Genomic DNA, 19838 nt, shown 5'->3' on the forward strand with positions numbered 1-19838 from the left:
TCCAATGCTACGGATCGTGAAGTTGAGGGGGGTACCTAAACGATGAGTTTCACCATGATCCTGAGTCTGGTGCAAGTGTTTTTTGCCGTTGTCATCGGGCTCTATTTTTGGAACCAGTTAAAAGCCCAGCAGAACAACCGCTCCGCCATTGAGAGCGAATCGAAAAAAGAGCTGGAGAAACTGCGCAAGCTGCGGGCGATCGCTTTGACCGAACCGCTGGCCGAAAAGACGCGCCCGGCCAAGTTTGAAGAGATCGTCGGGCAAGCTGACGGGATTAAAGCATTGCGCGCCGCGCTTTGTGGCCCGAACCCGCAGCACGTCATCATCTATGGACCGCCTGGCGTCGGGAAGACGGCTGCCGCGCGGCTCGTGCTGTCTGAAGCGAAAAAAAATACGGTGTCGCCGTTTGGCAAAGACGCCAAGTTTATCGAACTGGACGCCACCACCGCCCGCTTTGACGAGCGGGGCATTGCCGACCCGCTGATCGGCTCGGTGCATGACCCGATCTACCAAGGGGCAGGGGCGATGGGGATGGCGGGCATACCGCAGCCGAAGGCGGGGGCCGTCACAAAAGCGCATGGCGGCGTGCTGTTCATCGACGAGATCGGGGAGCTGCACCCGATTCAGATGAACAAGCTGTTAAAAGTGCTCGAAGACCGCAAAGTGTTCCTCGAGAGCGCCTACTACTCGTCTGAAGACAACCAGATTCCCAGCCATATTCACGACATCTTCCAAAACGGTCTGCCGGCCGACTTCCGCATGATCGGCGCGACGACGCGCACGGCCGATGAGATTCCGCCGGCGATCCGCTCGCGCTGCGTGGAGATCTTCTTCCGCGCCTTAAAGCCGGAGGAGATCAAATCGATCGTCACCACCGCCGCCAAAAAGATTCTGTTCGACATCGAAGAAGGCGCTGTACAGACGATCGCCAAATACGCCACCAACGGCCGCGAAGCGGTCAACGTGGTGCAGACGGCGGCCGGCATCGCGCTTGGCGAATCGCGCAAACATATCGCCACCGCCGATGTGGAGTGGGTGATCAACTGTTCACAGATCTCGCCGCGCCCGGAGAAACAGGTGCCGGACCTGCCGCAGGTCGGCTTTGTCAATGGACTTGCTGTTTACGGTCCGAACATGGGGATGCTCTTGGAGATCGAAGTCACCGCGACTTACGCTTCCGAAAAAGGCAAAGGCACGATCAACATCACCGGCGTCGTCGAAGAGGAGCAGACCAACGGCGGCGCGCGCAGCACCCGGCGCAAGTCGATGGCCAAAGGCTCGGTCGAAAACGTGATGACCGTGTTGCGCCGGACGTTGGATGTCGATCCGCTCGACTATGACCTGCACGTCAACTTCCCGGGCGGCATCCCGGTCGACGGCCCGTCGGCAGGCATCACGATGGCGACGGCGATCTACTCGGCGATCAAAGGCATCCCGGTCGACAACCGCGTGGCGATGACCGGCGAAGTCTCGATTCGCGGCTTCGTCAAGCCGATCGGCGGGGTGATCGCCAAAGTCGAAGCGGCGAAGCAGGCCGGAGCGACGCGCGTCGTCATTCCGAAAGACAATTGGCAGGACATCTTCAAAACGTTTGAAGGCGTCGAGATCATCCCGGTCGAGCGCATCGAGCAGGTGATCGACCTGTCGCTGATGCCGGAAGAGCTTTCGGAAAAAAGCGCGGTTGCTGCTCCCGCGCCTGCCAATCTGCTCACCGTTCCTTCGGTCAACATGTCGAAGCAAGCGCCATAGAATACACAACATGCATACGTGGGGAGCTGTTGAACTCCCCGCTTTTGCATGCAAGGGAACAAAGCACGGTTTTTTAATGGTCAGGATTAGACAAACAACATGCCTTACGGTACAATTGGCATACTAGCAAAAGCAGGTACTTTTTTCTTTTTCATGTGATGGAGGTGAACACGATGGGTATCAGCACGAAGCGCACCCTTCCGCTGTTGCCGCTGCGCGGACTTATCGTCTATCCCACCATGGTCATGCACTTTGACGTGGGTCGGGAAGTATCGGTCAAAGCGGTGGAACGGGCGATGGTTGGCGAAAATCTGATCCTCCTCGTCTCGCAGGTAGAAACTCATATTGATGACCCGGAGCCGGAAGATCTGTTTGATGTCGGCACTGTCGCCAAAGTCAAGCAAATGCTCAAGCTGCCCAACGGCACGATGCGCGTCATCGTCGAAGGCTTGAACCGGGCCAAAGTTGGCGGTTATGTGCAGACGGACGAATGCTATGTCGTCGAAGTGGAGGAACTGCCGGAGCCGGCCGACAACGACCCGGAGACGGAAGCGCTGATGCGCGCAGTTCTGCACCAGTTTGAACAATATATCAAGATCTCCAAGAAGATCACGCAGGAGACGCTGGCTGCCGTCACCGATATCGACGAGCCGGGCCGTCTGGCCGATGCCATCGCGTCGCACCTGACGCTGAAGATCAACGACAAGCAGGAGATTCTGGAAGCGGTCGATGTGAAAGAGCGTCTGGAGCGGCTGCTCAAGATCTTGTCTGACGAGCGCGAAGTGCTGGAGCTGGAGCGCAAGATCAACCAGCGCGTCCGCAAGCAGATGGAGAAGACGCAGAAGGAATACTATCTGCGCGAACAGATGAAAGCGATCCAGAAGGAACTGGGCGATAAGGAAGGCCGTGGCGGTGAAGCGGAAGAGCTGCGCGAGCTGGCCGCCAAGAAAAATCTGCCCGATGAAGTGCGCGAGAAAGTCGAGAAGGAGATCGACCGGCTGGAGAAAATGCCGACCACCTCGGCGGAAGGCGGCGTGATCCGCACCTACATCGACTGGATTCTGGCCCTGCCGTGGACAGAAGAAGGCGAAGAGGACATCGACATCATGCGCGCGGAAGAGATTCTCGACGAGGAGCATTACGGCCTCGACAAGATCAAGGAGCGCATTCTCGAATACTTGGCCGTGCAGAAGCTGGTCAAAAAGCTGAAAGGCCCGATCCTGTGTCTGGCCGGACCGCCCGGAGTGGGCAAAACGTCTCTGGCGCGCTCGATCGCCAAGGCGCTGAACCGCAAATTCGTCCGCGTGTCGCTCGGCGGCGTGCGCGATGAAGCGGAGATTCGCGGGCACAGAAGAACATACGTCGGCGCGATGCCGGGCCGTGTGATTCAAGGCATGAAGACGGCAGGCGAAAACAACCCGCTCTTCCTGCTCGACGAGATCGACAAGATGACGTCCGACTTCCGCGGCGACCCGTCGTCGGCGCTGCTCGAAGTGCTCGACCCGGAGCAAAACAACACGTTCAGCGATCATTACATAGAAATTCCCTATGACCTGTCCAAGGTCATGTTCATCACCACCGCCAACGTGCTGCACAACATCCCGCAGCCGCTGATGGATCGGATGGAAGTGATCTCGCTGTCCGGCTACACAGAGGTGGAGAAGCTGCACATCGTCAAGAACCACCTGCTGATCAAACAGCTGGAGAACCACGGTCTGCAGCCGGAGCAGGTGGAGATCACCGACGAGACGATCTATGCGGTCATCCGCGGCTACACCCGCGAAGCGGGTGTGCGCAACCTGGAGCGTCAGATCGCTTCGCTGTGCCGCAAAGCGGCGAAGCAGATCGTGTCCGGCGAAGCGGAACACGTGACGATCACGCCGGAGAACCTGCCCGACTATCTCGGCGGTGCGCGCTTCCGGCATGGCCTGGCGGAGAAGGAAGACCAAGTGGGCGTCGTGACCGGACTGGCGTGGACGGCTGTCGGCGGGGAGACGCTCTCCATCGAAGCGACCACCTATGCGGGCAAAGGCAAGCTGACTTTGACCGGCCAGCTCGGTGACGTGATGAAAGAGTCGGCGCAAGCGGCGTTCTCGTACATCCGCTCGCGTTCGGAAGCTTTGGGCGTCGATCCGAACTTCCTGGAGAAAAATGACATCCATCTGCACATCCCGGAAGGCGCGATTCCGAAAGACGGTCCGTCGGCGGGCATCTCGATGTGCCTCGCCCTGATCTCGCAGATGACCGGCGTTCCGGTGTCCCGCGAAGTCGCGATGACCGGCGAGATCACCTTGCGCGGCCATGTCCTGCCGATCGGCGGCGTCAAAGAGAAGTCCATGGCGGCCCATCGCGCAGGGATCAAGAAAGTGCTCCTGCCGATCGAAAACAAAAAAGACATTGAAGACATTCCGGAAACGGTCCGCAATGAGCTGCAGATTGTGCTCGTGGAACATATGGACGAAGTGTTGAAAGAAGCGTTGGTGCAAAACAAATGATGATTCGTGATGCCAAGTTTATCATTTCCGCCGTCAAGCCGGATCAATATCCGGAAGGCGACCTGCCAGAGGTAGCGCTGGCAGGCCGCTCCAACGTCGGGAAATCTTCCTTGATCAACCGGTTGTTGCATCGCCGCGGTTTGGCGCGCACATCGGGGACGCCGGGGAAAACCCAGCAGTTGAACTACTACCTGCTGAACGAAGACCTGTATTTTGTCGACCTGCCCGGCTACGGGTTTGCTAAGGTGCCAAAAGATGTCAAAGCCCAGTGGGGCAAGATGATCGGCACCTACCTCGACAAGCGGGAGAATTTAAAACTGGTCATGCAACTGATCGACATCCGCCATGCGCCGTCGAAAGAGGACGTGGAGATGTATCAGTACCTGGCCCACTACGCCCGCCCGCATGCGATCGTCGTCACCAAGGCGGACAAAGTAGCGCGGGGCCAATACCAGAAACATATCAAGATCATCAGGGACACGCTGAAGGTCTTGCCCGGCACGCAGATCATCCTCACCTCTGCGGACACGGGGCTCGGTAAGCAAGAAGTCTGGGATCTGATCGCCAAGCACATCGGTGTTGAAGAAATCATTCCGCCCTCCGGTTGATCCGGAGGGTTTTTGGTTTTTGCTGGGCGATAAACTTTTTTCATAAAAATGAAGGGTATCTCCGCCGGGCGTCGTCTATAGAGACAAACGGAAAGAAGCGGAGGAGTGGAGTACGATGAAACTGCATAAAAGCTGGGGCTACGCCCTGATCGTTTTCGGGCTGGTGCTGTTGACGGGAGCGATCGGCAAGCTGATCCACCTTGATGAATATGTGGCAGCAGAATTGAATCAACAATATGAAAACGGCCGCATCTACATCGACCAGAACATGGATCAATTTGGCGAGGAAATGGACCGTTTCGGCCAGAGCATGGAGCAACTGGCGGAAGGCTTCAGCGATGGACACTTGGTGACCGCTGCCGGGGAAGAGGTTGTAGAACTGCAGAACATTAAGCGTGTCACACTGGAAAACAATGTGGGACAGATCAAAGTGACGGCCGATCCGAAGGCGACAAAAGTTACCGTCAAATGGGTGAAGAAGCTGAACACGACCGACTCGAAAGAGGCGGCGGAACAGCGCCTCGAGGAGTTGCAGATCGGCATCAACCGCGTGGAAAATGAGACGTTGAACGTCGCGTCGGGCGGCTACTATGAAGAGAATTGGCTCAAGCGCTTCCGCATCGACTATGAGCTGATCGTGCCGCCAACATTGGCGGTTGAACTGCACTCGAAAGTCGGCGACATCACGACGGTCGGCCTGCAGGGCGATCTGCGTGTGGTAGCGAATGTGGCGAAGATCGACATTGACGGCTTTAAAGGCACGCTGAATGTGAAGAACAACACGGGGGCGATCTCGATCAAAGGCGGTCAGGCGATCCGCGAGCTTGAGGTCAACTCCAACGTCGGCGCTTTGACCGTGCAGTTGGCGGAGCAGGCGAACGTTACCGTTGATGCGAAAACGAACGTCGGCGCTCTTGACAGTCAGTTCCCGCTCAACGAACGCCGCACCGGCCCGAGCAAATCGGTCCAAGGCCAAATCGGCCAAGGCGGCGGCCAAGTCAACCTGAACACTAACACCGGGTCGATCGTCATCCTCAAGCAAACGGCCGAACCGACCACCCCGGAGAAGCCGGCAACGACAGACAAACCGGCAGCGAATGACAAGCCGGCAACGCCGACCCAACCGGCAGGAAACAACAAGCCGGCAACGCCGACCCAACCGGACGGAAGCAACAAACCGGCAACCACGACCTAACCGACAGGGAGCAACAAACAGATAACGCCGACCCAATCTGCAGGAACGCTGACAGCGGCAACGAAGCATCGCTTCGTGCCAACGACGGCAAGCGAGACAAGCAAATTGCCAGCAGGCAAACCCTATCCCCCCATGAAAAAACCTCTTGCGCCGTCAGGCGTAAGAGGTTTCTTTAGGTGAGTCTTCTTCATGGCTGCCTCCGAGTTCGGCGACCAGCATGCCGCCGAGGATGAGCAGGCAGCCGATCACCTGCAGCGTCCCGAGGCGGTCGCCCGCCCACAGGTAGCCGGTCAGCGCCGCAAACACCGGTTCGGTGGCGAAGATCAGCGCCGTGCGCGTCGGCGTGGTGAACTTCTGGAACTGGTTCTGCGCGACGAACGCAAACGCCGTCGCGATCACCGAACAGATCAACAGCGCCGAGAACACGGTGATGTCAAACAGCACATCCTTGCTGAACGACGCCCCGACATCCTCGAACAGCAGCCCGCCGATCATGTTGAACACGCCACAGGAAACGACCTGCACAAACGCAAACGGCAAAGCATGATACCGCGCCGTAAATTTCCCGACCAGCGTGATATGCAACCCGTAACAGATCGCGCAGCAGAAGACCAGCGCGTCACCCAAGTTGATCTGAAACTGGTTGAGCGACAGCATGGCCAGCCCGGCGGTCGCGATGACAACGCCGACCACCGCATTGCGCTTCAGCTTCTGGCGCAGGAGCCAGAGTGCGAACAGCGGCACCATCACCACCGACAGTCCGGTGATGAATCCGGCGTTCGACGCGGTCGTGTAGAGCAGCCCGAACGTCTGAAACGCATACCCGCCGAACAGCAGCAAGCCGATCCCGATCCCGATCATCCACAGTTGCCGGGTCAGTTCTTTCAGCGTCTCCCGATAAAACACCGCCATGATCAAAAAGAGAATCAGTGCTGCGACCAGAAAACGCACGCCCAAAAAGGTGAACGGCGGCATCTTTTCTATCGCTTCTTTGACCAGAACAAACGTAGCGCCCCACGTAAACGTGACGAAGAGCAGCACGAGGTCGGCCAGCCTTTGTTTTTTCATGTCTTGATGCCCCTCCACCGCTGTCAGTCTAGTACCAACATTACTGAACGGCGGAGATTTCGTCAACGCAAGAAAAGACCGCCTGGCCACAGGCAGTCTTTTTTGTCTGTCAATTGCGCCATTGCAGCGAGCGGTGCTCAAAATAAGCAACGGCGTGGTACATGATCGTCGAGACGATGAGTATCACGAACAAGGCGAGCATGACCAGCGTCAGGTTGAACACTTGGAAGCCGTAGATGATCAAGTAGCCGAGCCCGGCTTGCGCGACGAGGAACTCGCCGACGATCACGCCGACCCAGGACAGGCCGACATTGACTTTCAGCGTGGACAGGATCGTCGGCAGCGACGCCGGAAAGACGACTTTTTGAAACACCTGCCAGCGCGAGCCGCCAAAGGTGTGCACCAGCTTGATCATGTTCGCATCGACATCGCGAAACGACGTGTAGACGACGATCGTCGTGATCACCACGGAGATCGCCAACGCCATCATCACGATCGACAGAAAGCCTTGCCCAAACGCCACGATAAAAATCGGACCGAGCGCCACTTTCGGCATCGAGTTGAAGATGACGATGTACGGGTCGAGCACCCGCGCCAACACCGGCGAGGCCCAGATCACCACGGCGAGCAGGGTGCCGGCCAGCGTGCCGAGCACAAAGCCGACGACCGTCTCCCAGACGGTGATCCACGTGTGGTGAAGCAGCGTCCCGTCGCTGAGCATGGTCAGGAACTGTCCCCAGACTTTGGACGGCTGCGAGAAGATGAAGCTGTTCACAAAGCCTTGACGGGCGCCGACCTCCCACAAGACCAGAAAGACGGCGGCGATCAGCAACTGCACAGTGACAATCCCGATCGTCGTCAGGCGCTTCTTGCGCAGAAAAGCGGCGTGGTCGGGCGTCTTGGCGCCGCGGGTCAAGAGATTAGTCTTCATCTTGCAGATCCCCCCAGACGTCACGGAACAGGGCGTGGAACTTGGCGTGCTCCCGCGCTTCAAACGGGGTGAGCTCGCGGATTCCTTCCGGGATGGTGTATGTGCTTTTGATGCTGCCGGGGTTCTTGCTCATCACGAAGACGCGGTCGCACATGGCGATCGCTTCACCCAAGTCGTGCGTGACCAGAACGCCGGTCAGCCCTTTTGCTTTCAGCGTAGTCTGAATCAGCTCTTCGAGCTGCAGTTTGATCTGATAGTCGAGCGCCGAAAACGGCTCATCGAGCAGGATCACTTGCGGATTGGCGGCCAGGGTGCGGACGAGCGCGACGCGCTGGCGCATCCCGCCGGAGAGCTGGTGCGGGTATTTGTCTGCCGTTTCCGCCAGCCCCATCTCACGAAGCAGCACGAGCGCCTGCTCGGTGTTGGCTTGCGTTTTCTTGCCCTGTATCTCCAGTCCGAGCAGGATGTTGCCGCGGATCGTGCGCCATGGCAGCAGATAGTCCTGCTGCAGCATGTAGCCGACTTCGGGGGACGGTCCTGCGACCGGATAGGTGTTGACGCGCACCTCGCCCTGCGTCGGAAAGAGCAGTCCTGCGATCAGGGAGAGGATCGTGCTTTTGCCGCAGCCGCTCGGCCCGACCAGCCCGATCAGTTCGCCTTCCTGCACGGCAAATTCGATGCCCTGAAGCGCCGTCGTTTCGCCGGAGACGGTGATGTACTTTTGATTCACTCCTGTAAACGAAATCGCTGCCATCGCCTTCACCTCACTTTGAAGATTTCTTACAGCCTATGGGCGGTGCCCAATTTTGGTGCAAGGAAATCATGTCTTTCCTTGCCTGTCCAGGTATAAAGCAGGAAAAAAGAGAGAAGATAGTAGGGAAACCCATATTTCTCCTCTCCTTTTCTTGATAGCCTCTTCTCAAAATGAGAAGAGGCTCTTTTTTACAAGTTCTGACTGTGTGAGCTTGCTCCTAGTTTGCTTTCGCTTTTTCTGCGAAAGTGGTGTTCACAAGGTCGGTATACGTGACGTCCGATTTCAGTTCGCCGGCGTCTTTCATGATTTTTTTCATGTTGTCAAATTCCTCCTGGTCGATCAGCGGGTCTTTGGCCCAGCCGTCCGACTCCTGATAGCGCTTGACGACGGCGGCGACGATCTCCGGGTCGACGCCTTCGAAGTAGGGGAGGATGATCTTGGCGACTTCTTGCGGCGTGGCGGAGTGGACGAAGTTTTGGGCTTTTTGCACAGCGTTGGTGAATTTCTGGAAGGTCGCTGGCTCAGACTTGATCGTACTGGATTTGGCCATGAACACCGTATAGGGCAGCTTGCCGGAATTTTTGCCGAAAGAGGCGACAACATGGCCCTGGCCCGCTTTTTCCAAGATCGCGCCGCTCGGCTCAAACGCCTGCAGGAAGTCGCCGGTGCCGGACGCGAAGGCGGTCGCCTGGTTGTCGAACGTGATGTTCTGGATGATGTTGACGTCTTGGAACGGCTGCAGGCCGTTTTGCTTCTGGACGTATTCGGAGACCATCTCCGGCATCGAGCCTTTGCGCGATCCGATCAGGCTCTTGCCTTTGAGCATCGACCAGTCCCAGTTGTCGATCTTGTTGCGGGCGACGACAAACGAACCGTCGCGCTGGGTGACTTGAGCGAAGTTGACGACCGGGTCGCCGGCGCCTTGCTGCTGGACGTAGACGGTCGTCTCCGCGCCGATCAGCGCCACGTCTGCCTGGTCGGCCAGCAGCCGCGTCATCGCTTTGTCGCCGCCCCAGGCGGTGTCGAGCTTGACGTCGAGGCCTTCTTCTTTGAAATAGCCTTTTTCGATCGCGACATATTGCGGCGCGTAGAAGATCGAGCGGATCACTTCGGTGACCCGCACTTCCTGCAGATCGCCTGCATCGCCGCCGCTCGGAGAGCAGGCGGTCACAGTGAGCGCAGCGGTGATCAAGCCGGCTGCGGCTACTTTTTTCCAACGTTTCTGCACAGTCCCAGACCTCCTGTTTTCTAGAAGTTGATAGACAGTGTATGTCTGGGCGTTTGTCTTGGTGAATGAGCGGGATGATTTGTCGAAGGTGACAAAAAGATGTCATATTTCGTCCGTGAGTTGTACGGGAGCTGTGATATAATGGGGATGTTTGTATTGGACGGAGAGCTAAATGTAACAGAACATGCGGCTTTTGAGATAGATAAGGGAGTGAGAGAGAATGTACATCATGGTCGTGGGGCTGAACTTTCGGTCGGCTCCTGTTGAGATTCGCGAGCGGTTCGCCCTCCCGGCCGATGGTCTGGGGGATGCGGTCTCGCGTCTGAAGCAAAGCGGCCGCATAGCGGAAGTGGTGCTCGTCTCGACGTGCAACCGCACCGAGGTGTATGCCGTGGTGGAGGAGCGGATCGACGGGCAGGATGAGATCTACAAATTCTTGAGCGAAATGTCGGGTGTGTCGCGACAAGCTTTTTTGCCGCACCTGTACCAATATGGGGAAGGCGATGCGGTGCGCCATCTGTTCCGCGTCGCGTCCGGTTTGGATTCGATGGTGCTTGGCGAGACGCAGATTTTGGGACAAGTACGCCAAGCTTTCCTGTTTGCACAGGAGCTGCAGGCGACCGGACCGATTTTTAACAACCTGTTCCGCCGGGCGGTCACCGTCGCCAAGCGCGCGCACGCCGAGACGAAGATCGGCGAGAACGCCGTCTCGGTCTCTTATGCGGCGGTCGAGCTGGCGAAGAAGATCTTCGAATCGCTCGATCAGAAGACGGTCTTGATCATCGGGGCGGGCAAGATGAGCGAACTGACGGCGAAGCATCTCAATGCCAACGGGGCGACCCGGGTGCTGGTCGTCAACCGCACCTATGAGCGGGCGAAAGAGCTGGCCGACAAGTTTCACGGCAAGGCGCTCGATCTGAACTCGCTGGACCTCGCGCTGAAGGAAGCGGACATCGTCGTGTCCTCGACCGGGGCGGAAGGTTATGTGGTGACCCGCGAACATGTGCAGGCGACGATGAAGCAGCGCCGCCATCGTCCGCTGTTCTTGATCGACATCGCCGTGCCGCGCGACCTCGATCCGGAGATGAGCAAGATCGACAACGTGTTCCTCTATGACATCGACGATCTGGAAGGCGTGATCAAGGTCAACATGGCCGAACGCCAGAAGGAAGCGGAGAAGGTCGGGGAGATCATCGGCGAAGAGCTGGCGGCGTTTAAAATGTGGCTCAATCAGCAGGAAGCGATCCCGCTGATCCACAAGCTGCGGGAAAAAGCGCTGGCGGCGCAGTCGAACCTGATGCACAACCTGCTCAACAAGATGCCGAACCTTTCGGAAAAAGAAGTGCATACGGTCAACAAACTGACCAATGCGATGGTCAACCAGTTGATCCATGAGCCGATCAAGCAGGTCAAAGAGATGGCGGGCGAGCGGGAAGCCGAGCTGTATCTGGAGGCGTTCACCCGCATCTTCGGGCTCGAAGACGAGCAGAAAGAGCAGCAGAAGGCGGCGCAGGCGGAAGTGCGCCAGATGACCGCCGTCATCGCCGCCGCCACCCGCCAGATCGAGCAGTCCCGCCAGGAAGAAGCGGCATCTTCAGGCGCCAAGCGCTCTTTGCTGTCACGAATCGGATCGCGCTAAGCCCGCATGATGTCGTTCGGACGCTCACATTGGAACCAGCCAATGGCAGGCTCGCAGGGGTGTACGATTCCGTGTATCGCGGGCAACTGGTATTGGAGGCGAATGGGCCGGGATGCTGTTGGGTGCGTGTGCTGTTCCTGCAGTCGCCGGATGGTTTGATACCTGATTCAGACTGGCAAGAAGGAGGTGTTCATCATGCCGAAGAGTCTGTTGATGTATGATTTGATGGTCTTTTTCTACGCGATTGCCGTCGTGTTGTATTTTTGGGATTTCGTTGCGCATCGCCGGACGCTCAACCGCGTCGCGTTTGGCCTGCTGGCCGCGGTGTGGGGGCTGCAGACTTCGTTTTTCCTGACCCGGATGACGGAGGTCGGCTATGTGCCTTTGGTGACATCGTTTGAGACGACACTCTTTTTCTCATGGCTGCTTATTTCCTTTTCACTTGTGATCAACTATTTCTATAAAATCGACCTGTTTGCATTCTTCACCAACGTCATCGGTTTTGCGATGGTGGTGTTCGATCTCTTCACCGGCGAAGGCGGTGTCCGCATCGGCGAGAACTTGCAAGGCGACCTGCTCGTCCTGCACATCACGCTGGCCTTCCTCAGCTACGCGGCCTTTTCCATCTCGTTCATCTTCTCGATCATGTACCTGATCCAATCGAAGATGCTCAAGGAAAAGCGCTGGAACAACATGTTCCGCCGCATGCCGGCGCTCGACAAGCTCGATGCCTTTACGTTCCGCCTGATCATCGTCGGGTTCCCGCTGCTGCTCGTGGCGATGATCCTCGGGGGGAACTGGTATTACATGCAATTTGGCTCGATCCTGATCCTCGACGCCAAGCCGCTCGTCTCGGTCGTGCTGCTCGGGCTGTATGTGGCCTGGCTGTACCTGCGCACCGCCAGCGGCTGGTCGGGGCGTAAGCTGGCATGGTGGAACGTCGCATCGTTTGGACTGGTCATCATCAACTACCTGTTTGTCGGCACCTATTTCTCCGGGTTCCATAGCTGGTAAGCGATGCTGTACGGCGCATTTTTACAACTTGCGGGACGCAGTTGTCTCGTTGTCGGAGGGGGCCCGGTGGCTGAGCGCAAGATCACCGGGCTTCTCGATTGCCAGGCCGATGTGACGGTGATCGCCCCGAGTCTCACCCCGCCGCTGTTGAAGTTGGCGGAACATGGTACACTACAGTGGAAGGCACGTCCGTATCGGGCGGGCGACGCCGCCCCTTTCTTCCTGATCATCGCCGCCACCTCTTCCCGCGACGTCAATCGCGCCGTCTGCGCGGAAGGGGAGCAGCACGGTCGGCTGGTCAACGTCGTCAACGACCAGTCGATCGGCAATCTGACCGTTCCGGCGCTGCTGCGGCGCGGGCCGCTCACGGTGGGCATCTCCACGTCGGGGGCGGCGCCAGTCGTGGCCAAAAAGCTGCGCGAGGAGCTGGAGGCGTTTTTCGGACCGGAGATTCAACAGTTTTTACATCTGATGGCAGACGCCCGCACGCGCATTCTGGCCGAAGTGCCGGATGGAGCGGAGCGTGCGGACCTGCTGCGTAAATTGGCTAATTCAGAACTGCTGCAGCTCCTGCGCGCAGGCCGCACGGCCGAAGCGCACGAGCTGCTCGAACGCATACTAGGGGGACGCGGATGATGAAGCATATTGTAGTCGGGACTCGAAAAAGTCCGCTGGCGCTGACCCAGACCGAATGGGTTATGGCAAAGTTGAAAGAGCATCACGCAGGGCTTGAGATCGGCATGGAGAAGATCGTCACCAAAGGCGACCGCATTCTCGATGTCACGCTGTCCAAAGTGGGCGGGAAAGGCCTGTTTATCAAGGAGATCGAACAGGCGATGTACGAGAAGAAGATCGACTTCGCCGTACACTCGCTGAAAGATATGCCGACCGAGATGCCGGAGGGGCTGATGCTGGTCGCGATCACCGACCGTGAAGATCCGCGTGACGTGGTGATCACCCGCAGCGGCAGCACGTTTGCCGACCTGCCGATCGGCGCGCGCGTCGGCACCTCGTCGCTGCGCCGCGCGGCCCAGCTGCGACATGCCCGCCCGGACATCGAGATCGTCTCTGTGCGCGGCAACATCAACACCCGTCTTGCCAAGCTGGAAGAGCTGGAGCTCGATGCGATCGTGCTGGCAGCTGCCGGCCTCGAGCGTATGGGCTGGGCGGACAAGATCTCCGAGCGTTTGTCGACCGAGCTGTGCATCCCGGCGGTCGGGCAAGGCGCGCTGGCGATCCAGTGCCGCTCCGAAGACGAGAAGATCCGTGAGATCCTGTCGGTGCTGGACAGCGAACACACCCGCCGCATCGTCACCGCGGAGCGCACCGTGCTCGGCCGGCTCAACGGCGGCTGCCAGATTCCGATCGGCGCGTTTGCCGAAACGACGGGCGGCGAGCTGAAGCTGACCGGGATCGTCGGTTCGTCCGACGGTCTGACCCTGCTCAAAGAGACGGCGACCGGCACCGATCCGGTGGCACTGGGTCACGCGGTTGCGGAGCGGCTGATCGAAAAAGGCGCCGGCGAGATTCTCGCCAAGGTGCGCGAGGAGATCGCGCAGTGAGTGCGGCCGCCGCGAAGCCATTCCTCGGCAAGCGCATCGTTGTCACCCGTTCGCGCAGTCAGGCCAGCGAGTTGAGCCGGATGATCGAGGAGCTCGGAGGCATTCCCGTTGAGTTCCCGGTGATCCGCACCGACTGGCCGGATGACCTCGAGCCGCTCGACCGGGCGCTGTCCCGGCTCGGCGAGTTCGACTGGATCATCTTGACCAGCGTGACGGGCGTGGAAATGTTTTTCGAGCGAATGAAACAAACTAAGCACGTGCTGCCGCCGGACGCGCGCGCGCGCTTTGCCGCGGTCGGCAGCAAGACGGCGGCGGCGATCGAGCGACACGGCGTGCCGGTCGCGGTGACAGCGGAGGAGTTTGTCGCCGAAGGGCTGCTCCGCGCTTTGGACGATCAGGTGCAGCCGGGGCAGCAGGTGTTGTTTCCCCGCGCCAACATCGCCCGCAAGCTGCTGCCCGATGCAATGCGTGCCAAAGGGTGTCTCGTGACGGAGGTCGACGCGTACCAGACGCTCGCTGTCACCGATGAAGTTCCGGCATTGGTTCGCGCTTTCCAGGCGAACGAGATTCACGCGGTCACGTTCACATCGTCGTCCACCGTGAACAACTTCCTTGCCGCTTTGCAGGGGCACGACTGCCAGTCGCTGCTCCAAGGCGTGGTGCTGGCCGCGATCGGCCCGATCACGCAAGAGACGGCGGAACGCCACGGGCTGACGGTCGATGTGACGGCCGATACATATACGATTCCAGGGCTGGTCGAAGCGCTCGACCGCTTTTTCACCGCCAGCCATTAGGGGGACCTGCAGATGAACCATCTTGAATTCCACCGCCACCGCCGCCTGCGCAGCTCGGCAGGCATCCGCGCGATGGTGCGCGAGAACCATGTGACCGTAAACGATCTGATCCATCCTTTGTTTGTCGTCGAAGGCAGCAACATCAAGCATGAGATCCCGTCGATGCCAAACGTCTTCCACTTCTCGCTGGACAACTTCCGCCGTGAAGTGAACGAAGTGTCGGAGCTCGGCATTCAGTCGATCATCCTGTTTGGCGTACCGGACCATAAAGACGAATGCTCGTCTCAAGCGTATGCGGAAGAAGGCATCGTCCAAAAGGCGATCCGCGTGGCCAAGGAAGAGAACCCGAACCTCGTCATCACCACCGACGTGTGCCTTTGCCAGTACAACCCGGCGGGACACTGCGGTATTGTCGAAAACGGCGAGATCCTGAACGATCCCTCCTTGGAGCTGATCGCCAAGACTGCGCTGTCGCACGCGCAGGCCGGCGCTGACATCGTCGCGCCGTCCGACATGATGGACGGCCGCATCGCGGCGATCCGCCACACGCTCGATCAGAACGGCTTCCTGAACGTACCGGTGATCTCCTATGCGGTGAAATACGCGTCCGCCTACTACGGCCCGTTCCGCGAAGCGGCCCACTCCACGCCGGCGTTCGGTGACCGCAAGACTTATCAGATGGACCCGGCCAACTCCCGCGAGGCGCTGCGCGAAGCGGCGTCCGACGTGGCGGAAGGCGCCGACATGCTGATGGTCAAGCCGGCGTTGTCCTACATGGACATCATCCGCCAACTGCGCGACAACTGGGATTTGCCGATCGTGGCCTACAACGTGTCGGCCGAATATGCGATGGTCAAAGCGGCCGCTCAGAACGGCTGGATCGACGAACGCGCGCTGGTGATGGAGACGATGACCGGCTTCAAGCGCGCCGGCGCCGATCTGATCCTGACCTATTTCTCGAAAGACATTGCAGGCTATCTGAAAGCAGGCTATTGATCCCGGAGGTGTCCTCATGCATAAAGGCTACGAACGTTCCAAAGCGGCATTCGCCGAAGCGAAACAGATCATCCCGGGCGGCGTCAACTCCCCGGTCCGCGCTTTTCGCGGCGTAAAAGGCGACCCGGTATTTATCGAGCGCGGGTTCGGCTCGAAGATGGTCGATATCGACGGTAATGAATACATCGACTACTGCTTGTCCTGGGGTCCGCTGATTCTTGGTCACGCCCATCCGGACGTGATCTCCGCTGTGCAGGAGATGGCGGTCAAAGGCACATCCTTTGGCGCACCGACCGAACTGGAGACGGAGATGGCCCAACTGGTCACCCAGATCATGCCGTCGATCGAAGTGGTGCGCATGGTCAACTCCGGCACGGAAGCGACGATGTCGGCGCTGCGCTTGGCGCGCGGCTATACCAAGCGCAACAAGATCCTCAAGTTCGAAGGCAACTACCACGGTCATGCCGACTCCCTGCTGATCAAGGCCGGATCCGGTGTGGCGACGCTCGGCCTGCCCGATTCGCCGGGCGTGCCGGAGTCGGTGGCGTCGAACACGCTGACCGTGCCGTTTAACGATATCGAAAGTCTGAAGCGGGCGTTCGAATCTTTCGGCGAGGACATCGCAGCGGTCATCCTTGAGCCGATCGCCGGCAACATGGGCTGCGTGCTGCCGAAAGACGGCTACCTGCAGGAAGTGCGCAACATCACCAAGCAATACGGCGCACTGCTGATCTTTGACGAGGTCATGACCGGCTTCCGCGCTGCGTACGGCGGCGTGCAGTCTCTGTACAACATCGAGCCGGACCTGACCACGCTCGGCAAAGTCATCGGCGGTGGTCTGCCCGTCGGCGCATATGGCGGCAAGCGCGAGATCATGGAGATGATCGCGCCGGCCGGCCCGATCTATCAGGCGGGTACTTTGTCCGGCAACCCGCTGGCGATGACCGCAGGTCTGGTCACGCTGAAGAAGCTTGGCGAACCGGGTGCATACGAGCGTCTGGAGTCGATGGGCAAACGCCTCGTCGAAGGCTTCCTGGCGACAGGGAAAGAGCTCGGCATTCCGGTGACCGGAGCGTATGTCGGCGGGATGATGGGCACGTTCTTCTCCGAGCAGGAAGTGGTCAACTATGACACGGCGAAGCAATGCGATCTCGACCGCTATGCGAAATATTTCCACGAAATGCTCAAGCGCGGCGTGTACCTCGCGCCGTCGCAGCTGGAGGCAGGTTTCCTGTCCCTGGCGCACACCGATGCGGATATCGACCGCACGCTGGAAGCGTCCCGCGAATCGATGAAACAGCTGTAAACAGTAAGACTGCCGCCTGTTCTGGTTCACGAACAGGTGGCTTGCTTTTTTTCAACGAGGAGGGATAGGCGGATGAGCGGAAACGACACAACCACGACGCAGAAGCCGCAGGGCGCACTTTTGTGGCTGCAGAGCTTGCAATGGATGGTCTTTTTCTTAGCAAATACGATCGCGGTGCCGATTGTGGTCGGCGCGGCGTTTGACATGTCGGCGGTGGAGATCTCATCGTTTGTGCAGCGGATGCTGCTGGCGACCGGGATCGCGACGCTGATCCAGATCTTCTTCGGCCACCGCCTGCCGCTGATCGAAGGCGCGGCGGGTATGTGGTGGGCGCTCTTTCTCATCATGGGCGCGATGGCAGTACCGGGCGAAAAGGGACTTGTGCTGCAGCAGTTGGAGATGGGCTTGATCGTCTCCGGGATCGCGCTGCTCATTCTGAGCCTGTTGCCGGTCATCGGCCGGGTGCGGGAGCTGTTCACGCCGATCGTGACGGGCGTCTATTTGATGCTGCTCTGCTTCTCGCTGACCGGCTCCTTTTTCAAAGGGATGCTCGGCGTCTCCCGCTTTGGGCATGTCGACTGGCGCCTGGCGCTCTTGTCTTTGTTCATCGTGGTCACCGTGCTGACGATTTCGTTGAAAGGGAAGGGGATCTTGCGGAGCATGGGGCCGTTCCTCGGCATCGGGCTTGGCTGGATCTTGTTCACGCTGATCGGCTTCGGTGAGCGGGAAGCGCTGGCCGGTGCGGACATGGCGTGGTTTGCACTGCCGGAACTGTTTGCATGGGGGGCGCCGGTGTGGGATATAGGCGTGGTAGTGACATCGGTGCTGACCGGGGTAATCTTGATCTCCAACGTTATCGCATCGATCGTCGTGATCGGCAATGCGCTTGGCATCGAGCCGGATGCGGCGACGTACCGGCGCGGGGTGTTCGGCAACGGGGTCTCCTCGATCCTGGCCGGTCCGCTGTCTGTCGTCGGTCCGGTGCCGTTGTCCGTCTCGGCCGGGTTCATGATGACCACCGGTCTGCGGGCGCGACTGCCGTTTGTGATCGGGGCGGTGCTGATCGCGGTGAGCGGGCTGTTCCCGTTCGTCGGGAAATTTTTCGCCACCTTACCGTCCGAAGTGGCGTATGCGGCGCTGTTTACGCCGTTCGCCCAGATGATCGGCTTTGGCGTGCGCGACCTGATGGGGGTGGAAGGGAGCAACCGCAACCTGCTCGTCATCGGCATCTCGCTGATGATCGGTGTCGGCGTGATGTTCCTGCCGCCAGACAGCTTGAGCTCGCTGGCCCCATGGCTGCGCAACATCGTCGCCAACGGCCTGCTGGTCGGGCTGATCGCCTGTCTGCTCTTGGAACATGTGATCTTTCGGAAAGAAAAAAGCGACTCCTGAGGGAGTCGCTTTTTTTCTTAGTAGCAGACAAATGCACAAGAATCTTGCGTAACGCCCGGTCGCAGTTGCGGGGTGTTGACTTGCACAACTTGAACATCCAGATCAAAATTTTCCATGTGTACGATCTCCTTTCCAGATTTGAATTTTCTAAATTTACAAGCAGTTCTTACGCCAGGGTCAGATCTTCCGGGTAGCAGACGAATGCGCAAGAAGTTTGCGTGACGCCCGGCATCACCTTGGTGGTGGTGATTTGTTCGATTTGAACATCCAGATCGAAGAAGTTTTCCATCAGAATCGCTCCTTTCTTTTATTTAAACTCGTGAACTTACTCGCAAACGAATGCGCAGGAACCTTCCGCAGTTTCGATCGTGTTCATGGCGACATCAGCGGTGTTCAACTGCGTGATTTGCACATCCAGATCAAAGAAGTTTTCCATTAGAAAATCTCCTCTCTCGCATGAGATTTAAACAGCATCGCAAACAAATGCGCAAGAACCAACGGCGGTCCGCACAGCTGCTGCTTCTGCGATCGCTTCTTGCTCAACTTGCACGTCCAGATCGAACATTTCCATCATGATAACCTCCTTTCCTCTTAACTGATTTTCTAATTAAAATATAATTCAAAAGATTTCAGTTGTCAACATTTAAACCCGACTCACAACGAAAGAACAATACCCCAAACAAAACTACGACAAAAAGCGTGCAGACATCGTACCGCTCAGTACTTTGTCTACACGCTGTTCGCATGCAGGAGTTGTATGTCTTACGCCAGGGTGAGATCCGGATAGCAGACGTATGCGCAAGTATCTTGCGTTTCGCCCGGCATGATCGCATCGTTGATGACTTGCTCGATTTGAACATCGAGATCAAACAACTTTTCCATCACGCGACCCCTTTTTAGTACGAATCATCGTTGCAGACTTCCCCGCAAGAATCTGTCGTTTCGGCGGGCATGATCAATTGGGTATTGATTTGCTCGATCGTCAAATCAAGGTCAAAGAGCTTTTCCATCAGCGGACACCCCCTTTTACAAAGTACCCGTTGGGTCGCAATGATCGGCGCAAGAATCTTGCGTTTCGGTCCTAATAGCATCGTTGTTGCTGGCGTG

The 19838-nt window shown here is 58.3% G+C and carries 18 protein-coding genes; 12 read left to right on the forward strand and 6 right to left on the reverse strand.

Annotated features, from left to right (window positions below; translation table 11 throughout):
* The first annotated feature begins 42 nt into the window (after positions 1–42).
* The 4 genes from lonB (at position 43) to EV586_RS13520 (ending at position 6047) form a co-directional block, all read left to right on the forward strand.
* The gene (gene lonB / locus EV586_RS13505; RefSeq protein ID WP_132945635.1) at positions 43–1749 is read left to right on the forward strand and encodes an ATP-dependent protease LonB; all 1707 of its coding nucleotides are present in this window, start codon (positions 43–45) and stop codon (positions 1747–1749) included.
* Between the two features lie 173 nt (positions 1750–1922).
* Positions 1923–4244 carry an endopeptidase La gene (gene lon, locus EV586_RS13510; protein ID WP_132945636.1) on the forward strand — a complete coding sequence of 774 codons (2322 nt, stop codon included), beginning with the start codon at positions 1923–1925 and terminating at the stop codon, positions 4242–4244.
* The gene (yihA, locus tag EV586_RS13515) at positions 4241–4852 is read left to right on the forward strand and encodes a ribosome biogenesis GTP-binding protein YihA/YsxC (RefSeq protein ID WP_132945637.1); all 612 of its coding nucleotides are present in this window, start codon (positions 4241–4243) and stop codon (positions 4850–4852) included. The genes lon and yihA overlap by 4 nt, the downstream gene beginning before the upstream one ends.
* 115 nt (positions 4853–4967) lie before the next feature.
* Positions 4968–6047, forward strand: a complete 1080-nt coding sequence (locus EV586_RS13520; RefSeq protein WP_132945638.1) for a DUF4097 family beta strand repeat-containing protein — start codon at positions 4968–4970, stop codon at positions 6045–6047.
* Positions 6048–6200: 153 nt separating this feature from the next.
* On the opposite strand, the gene EV586_RS13525 is transcribed toward EV586_RS13520, so the two are convergent.
* From EV586_RS13525 to EV586_RS13540, 4 genes are all read right to left on the reverse strand, one after another.
* A complete protein-coding gene (locus EV586_RS13525) occupies positions 6201–7115 on the reverse strand; it encodes a DMT family transporter (RefSeq protein ID WP_132945639.1) in 915 nt (304 codons plus the stop codon).
* A gap of 109 nt (positions 7116–7224) precedes the next feature.
* Positions 7225–8046, reverse strand: coding sequence for an ABC transporter permease (locus tag EV586_RS13530; RefSeq protein ID WP_132945640.1), 822 nt, complete (start codon positions 8044–8046; stop codon positions 7225–7227).
* Positions 8036–8800, reverse strand: a complete 765-nt coding sequence (locus EV586_RS13535; protein WP_132945641.1) for an ABC transporter ATP-binding protein — start codon at positions 8798–8800, stop codon at positions 8036–8038. Before EV586_RS13535 ends, EV586_RS13530 begins: the two co-directional genes overlap by 11 nt.
* A gap of 217 nt (positions 8801–9017) precedes the next feature.
* Entirely contained in the window at positions 9018–10028 is a 1011-nt protein-coding gene (locus tag EV586_RS13540; RefSeq protein ID WP_165898595.1) for an ABC transporter substrate-binding protein, read from the reverse strand.
* Between the two features lie 220 nt (positions 10029–10248).
* Here EV586_RS13540 and hemA point away from each other — a divergent pair, with 220 nt between their 5' ends.
* From hemA to EV586_RS13580, 8 genes are all read left to right on the forward strand, one after another.
* Positions 10249–11667, forward strand: a complete 1419-nt coding sequence (gene hemA / locus EV586_RS13545; protein ID WP_132945642.1) for a glutamyl-tRNA reductase — start codon at positions 10249–10251, stop codon at positions 11665–11667.
* A gap of 195 nt (positions 11668–11862) precedes the next feature.
* Positions 11863–12681: a cytochrome C assembly family protein gene (locus EV586_RS13550; RefSeq protein WP_132945643.1), complete on the forward strand. Its 819-nt coding sequence runs from the start codon at positions 11863–11865 to the stop codon at positions 12679–12681.
* A 3-nt stretch (positions 12682–12684) separates the two neighbouring features.
* A complete protein-coding gene (locus EV586_RS13555) occupies positions 12685–13317 on the forward strand; it encodes a precorrin-2 dehydrogenase/sirohydrochlorin ferrochelatase family protein (RefSeq protein ID WP_132945644.1) in 633 nt (210 codons plus the stop codon).
* The gene (gene hemC / locus EV586_RS13560) at positions 13317–14243 is read left to right on the forward strand and encodes a hydroxymethylbilane synthase (RefSeq protein WP_132945645.1); all 927 of its coding nucleotides are present in this window, start codon (positions 13317–13319) and stop codon (positions 14241–14243) included. The genes EV586_RS13555 and hemC overlap by 1 nt, the downstream gene beginning before the upstream one ends.
* Complete coding sequence (locus EV586_RS13565) at positions 14240–15037, forward strand: uroporphyrinogen-III synthase (protein WP_132945646.1); 798 nt, start codon at positions 14240–14242, stop codon at positions 15035–15037. The genes hemC and EV586_RS13565 overlap by 4 nt, the downstream gene beginning before the upstream one ends.
* 12 nt (positions 15038–15049) lie before the next feature.
* Positions 15050–16033, forward strand: coding sequence for a porphobilinogen synthase (gene hemB / locus EV586_RS13570; RefSeq protein WP_132945647.1), 984 nt, complete (start codon positions 15050–15052; stop codon positions 16031–16033).
* A 16-nt stretch (positions 16034–16049) separates the two neighbouring features.
* Positions 16050–17339 carry a glutamate-1-semialdehyde 2,1-aminomutase gene (gene hemL, locus EV586_RS13575; protein WP_132945648.1) on the forward strand — a complete coding sequence of 430 codons (1290 nt, stop codon included), beginning with the start codon at positions 16050–16052 and terminating at the stop codon, positions 17337–17339.
* A 72-nt stretch (positions 17340–17411) separates the two neighbouring features.
* On the forward strand, positions 17412–18731 hold the full coding sequence (locus EV586_RS13580) for a purine/pyrimidine permease (RefSeq protein ID WP_132945649.1): 1320 nt from the start codon (positions 17412–17414) through the stop codon (positions 18729–18731).
* 166 nt (positions 18732–18897) lie between these two features.
* On the opposite strand, the gene EV586_RS21340 is transcribed toward EV586_RS13580, so the two are convergent.
* Both EV586_RS21340 and EV586_RS21345 read right to left on the reverse strand, forming a co-directional pair.
* Entirely contained in the window at positions 18898–19020 is a 123-nt protein-coding gene (locus EV586_RS21340; protein WP_207893905.1) for an FDLD family class I lanthipeptide, read from the reverse strand.
* 174 nt (positions 19021–19194) lie between these two features.
* A complete protein-coding gene (locus EV586_RS21345; RefSeq protein ID WP_207893906.1) occupies positions 19195–19302 on the reverse strand; it encodes an FDLD family class I lanthipeptide in 108 nt (35 codons plus the stop codon).
* Between the last annotated feature and the right edge of the window lie 536 nt (positions 19303–19838).

Source organism: Tumebacillus sp. BK434, from assembly GCF_004340785.1.
GTDB lineage: Bacteria > Bacillota > Bacilli > Tumebacillales > Tumebacillaceae > Tumebacillus_A.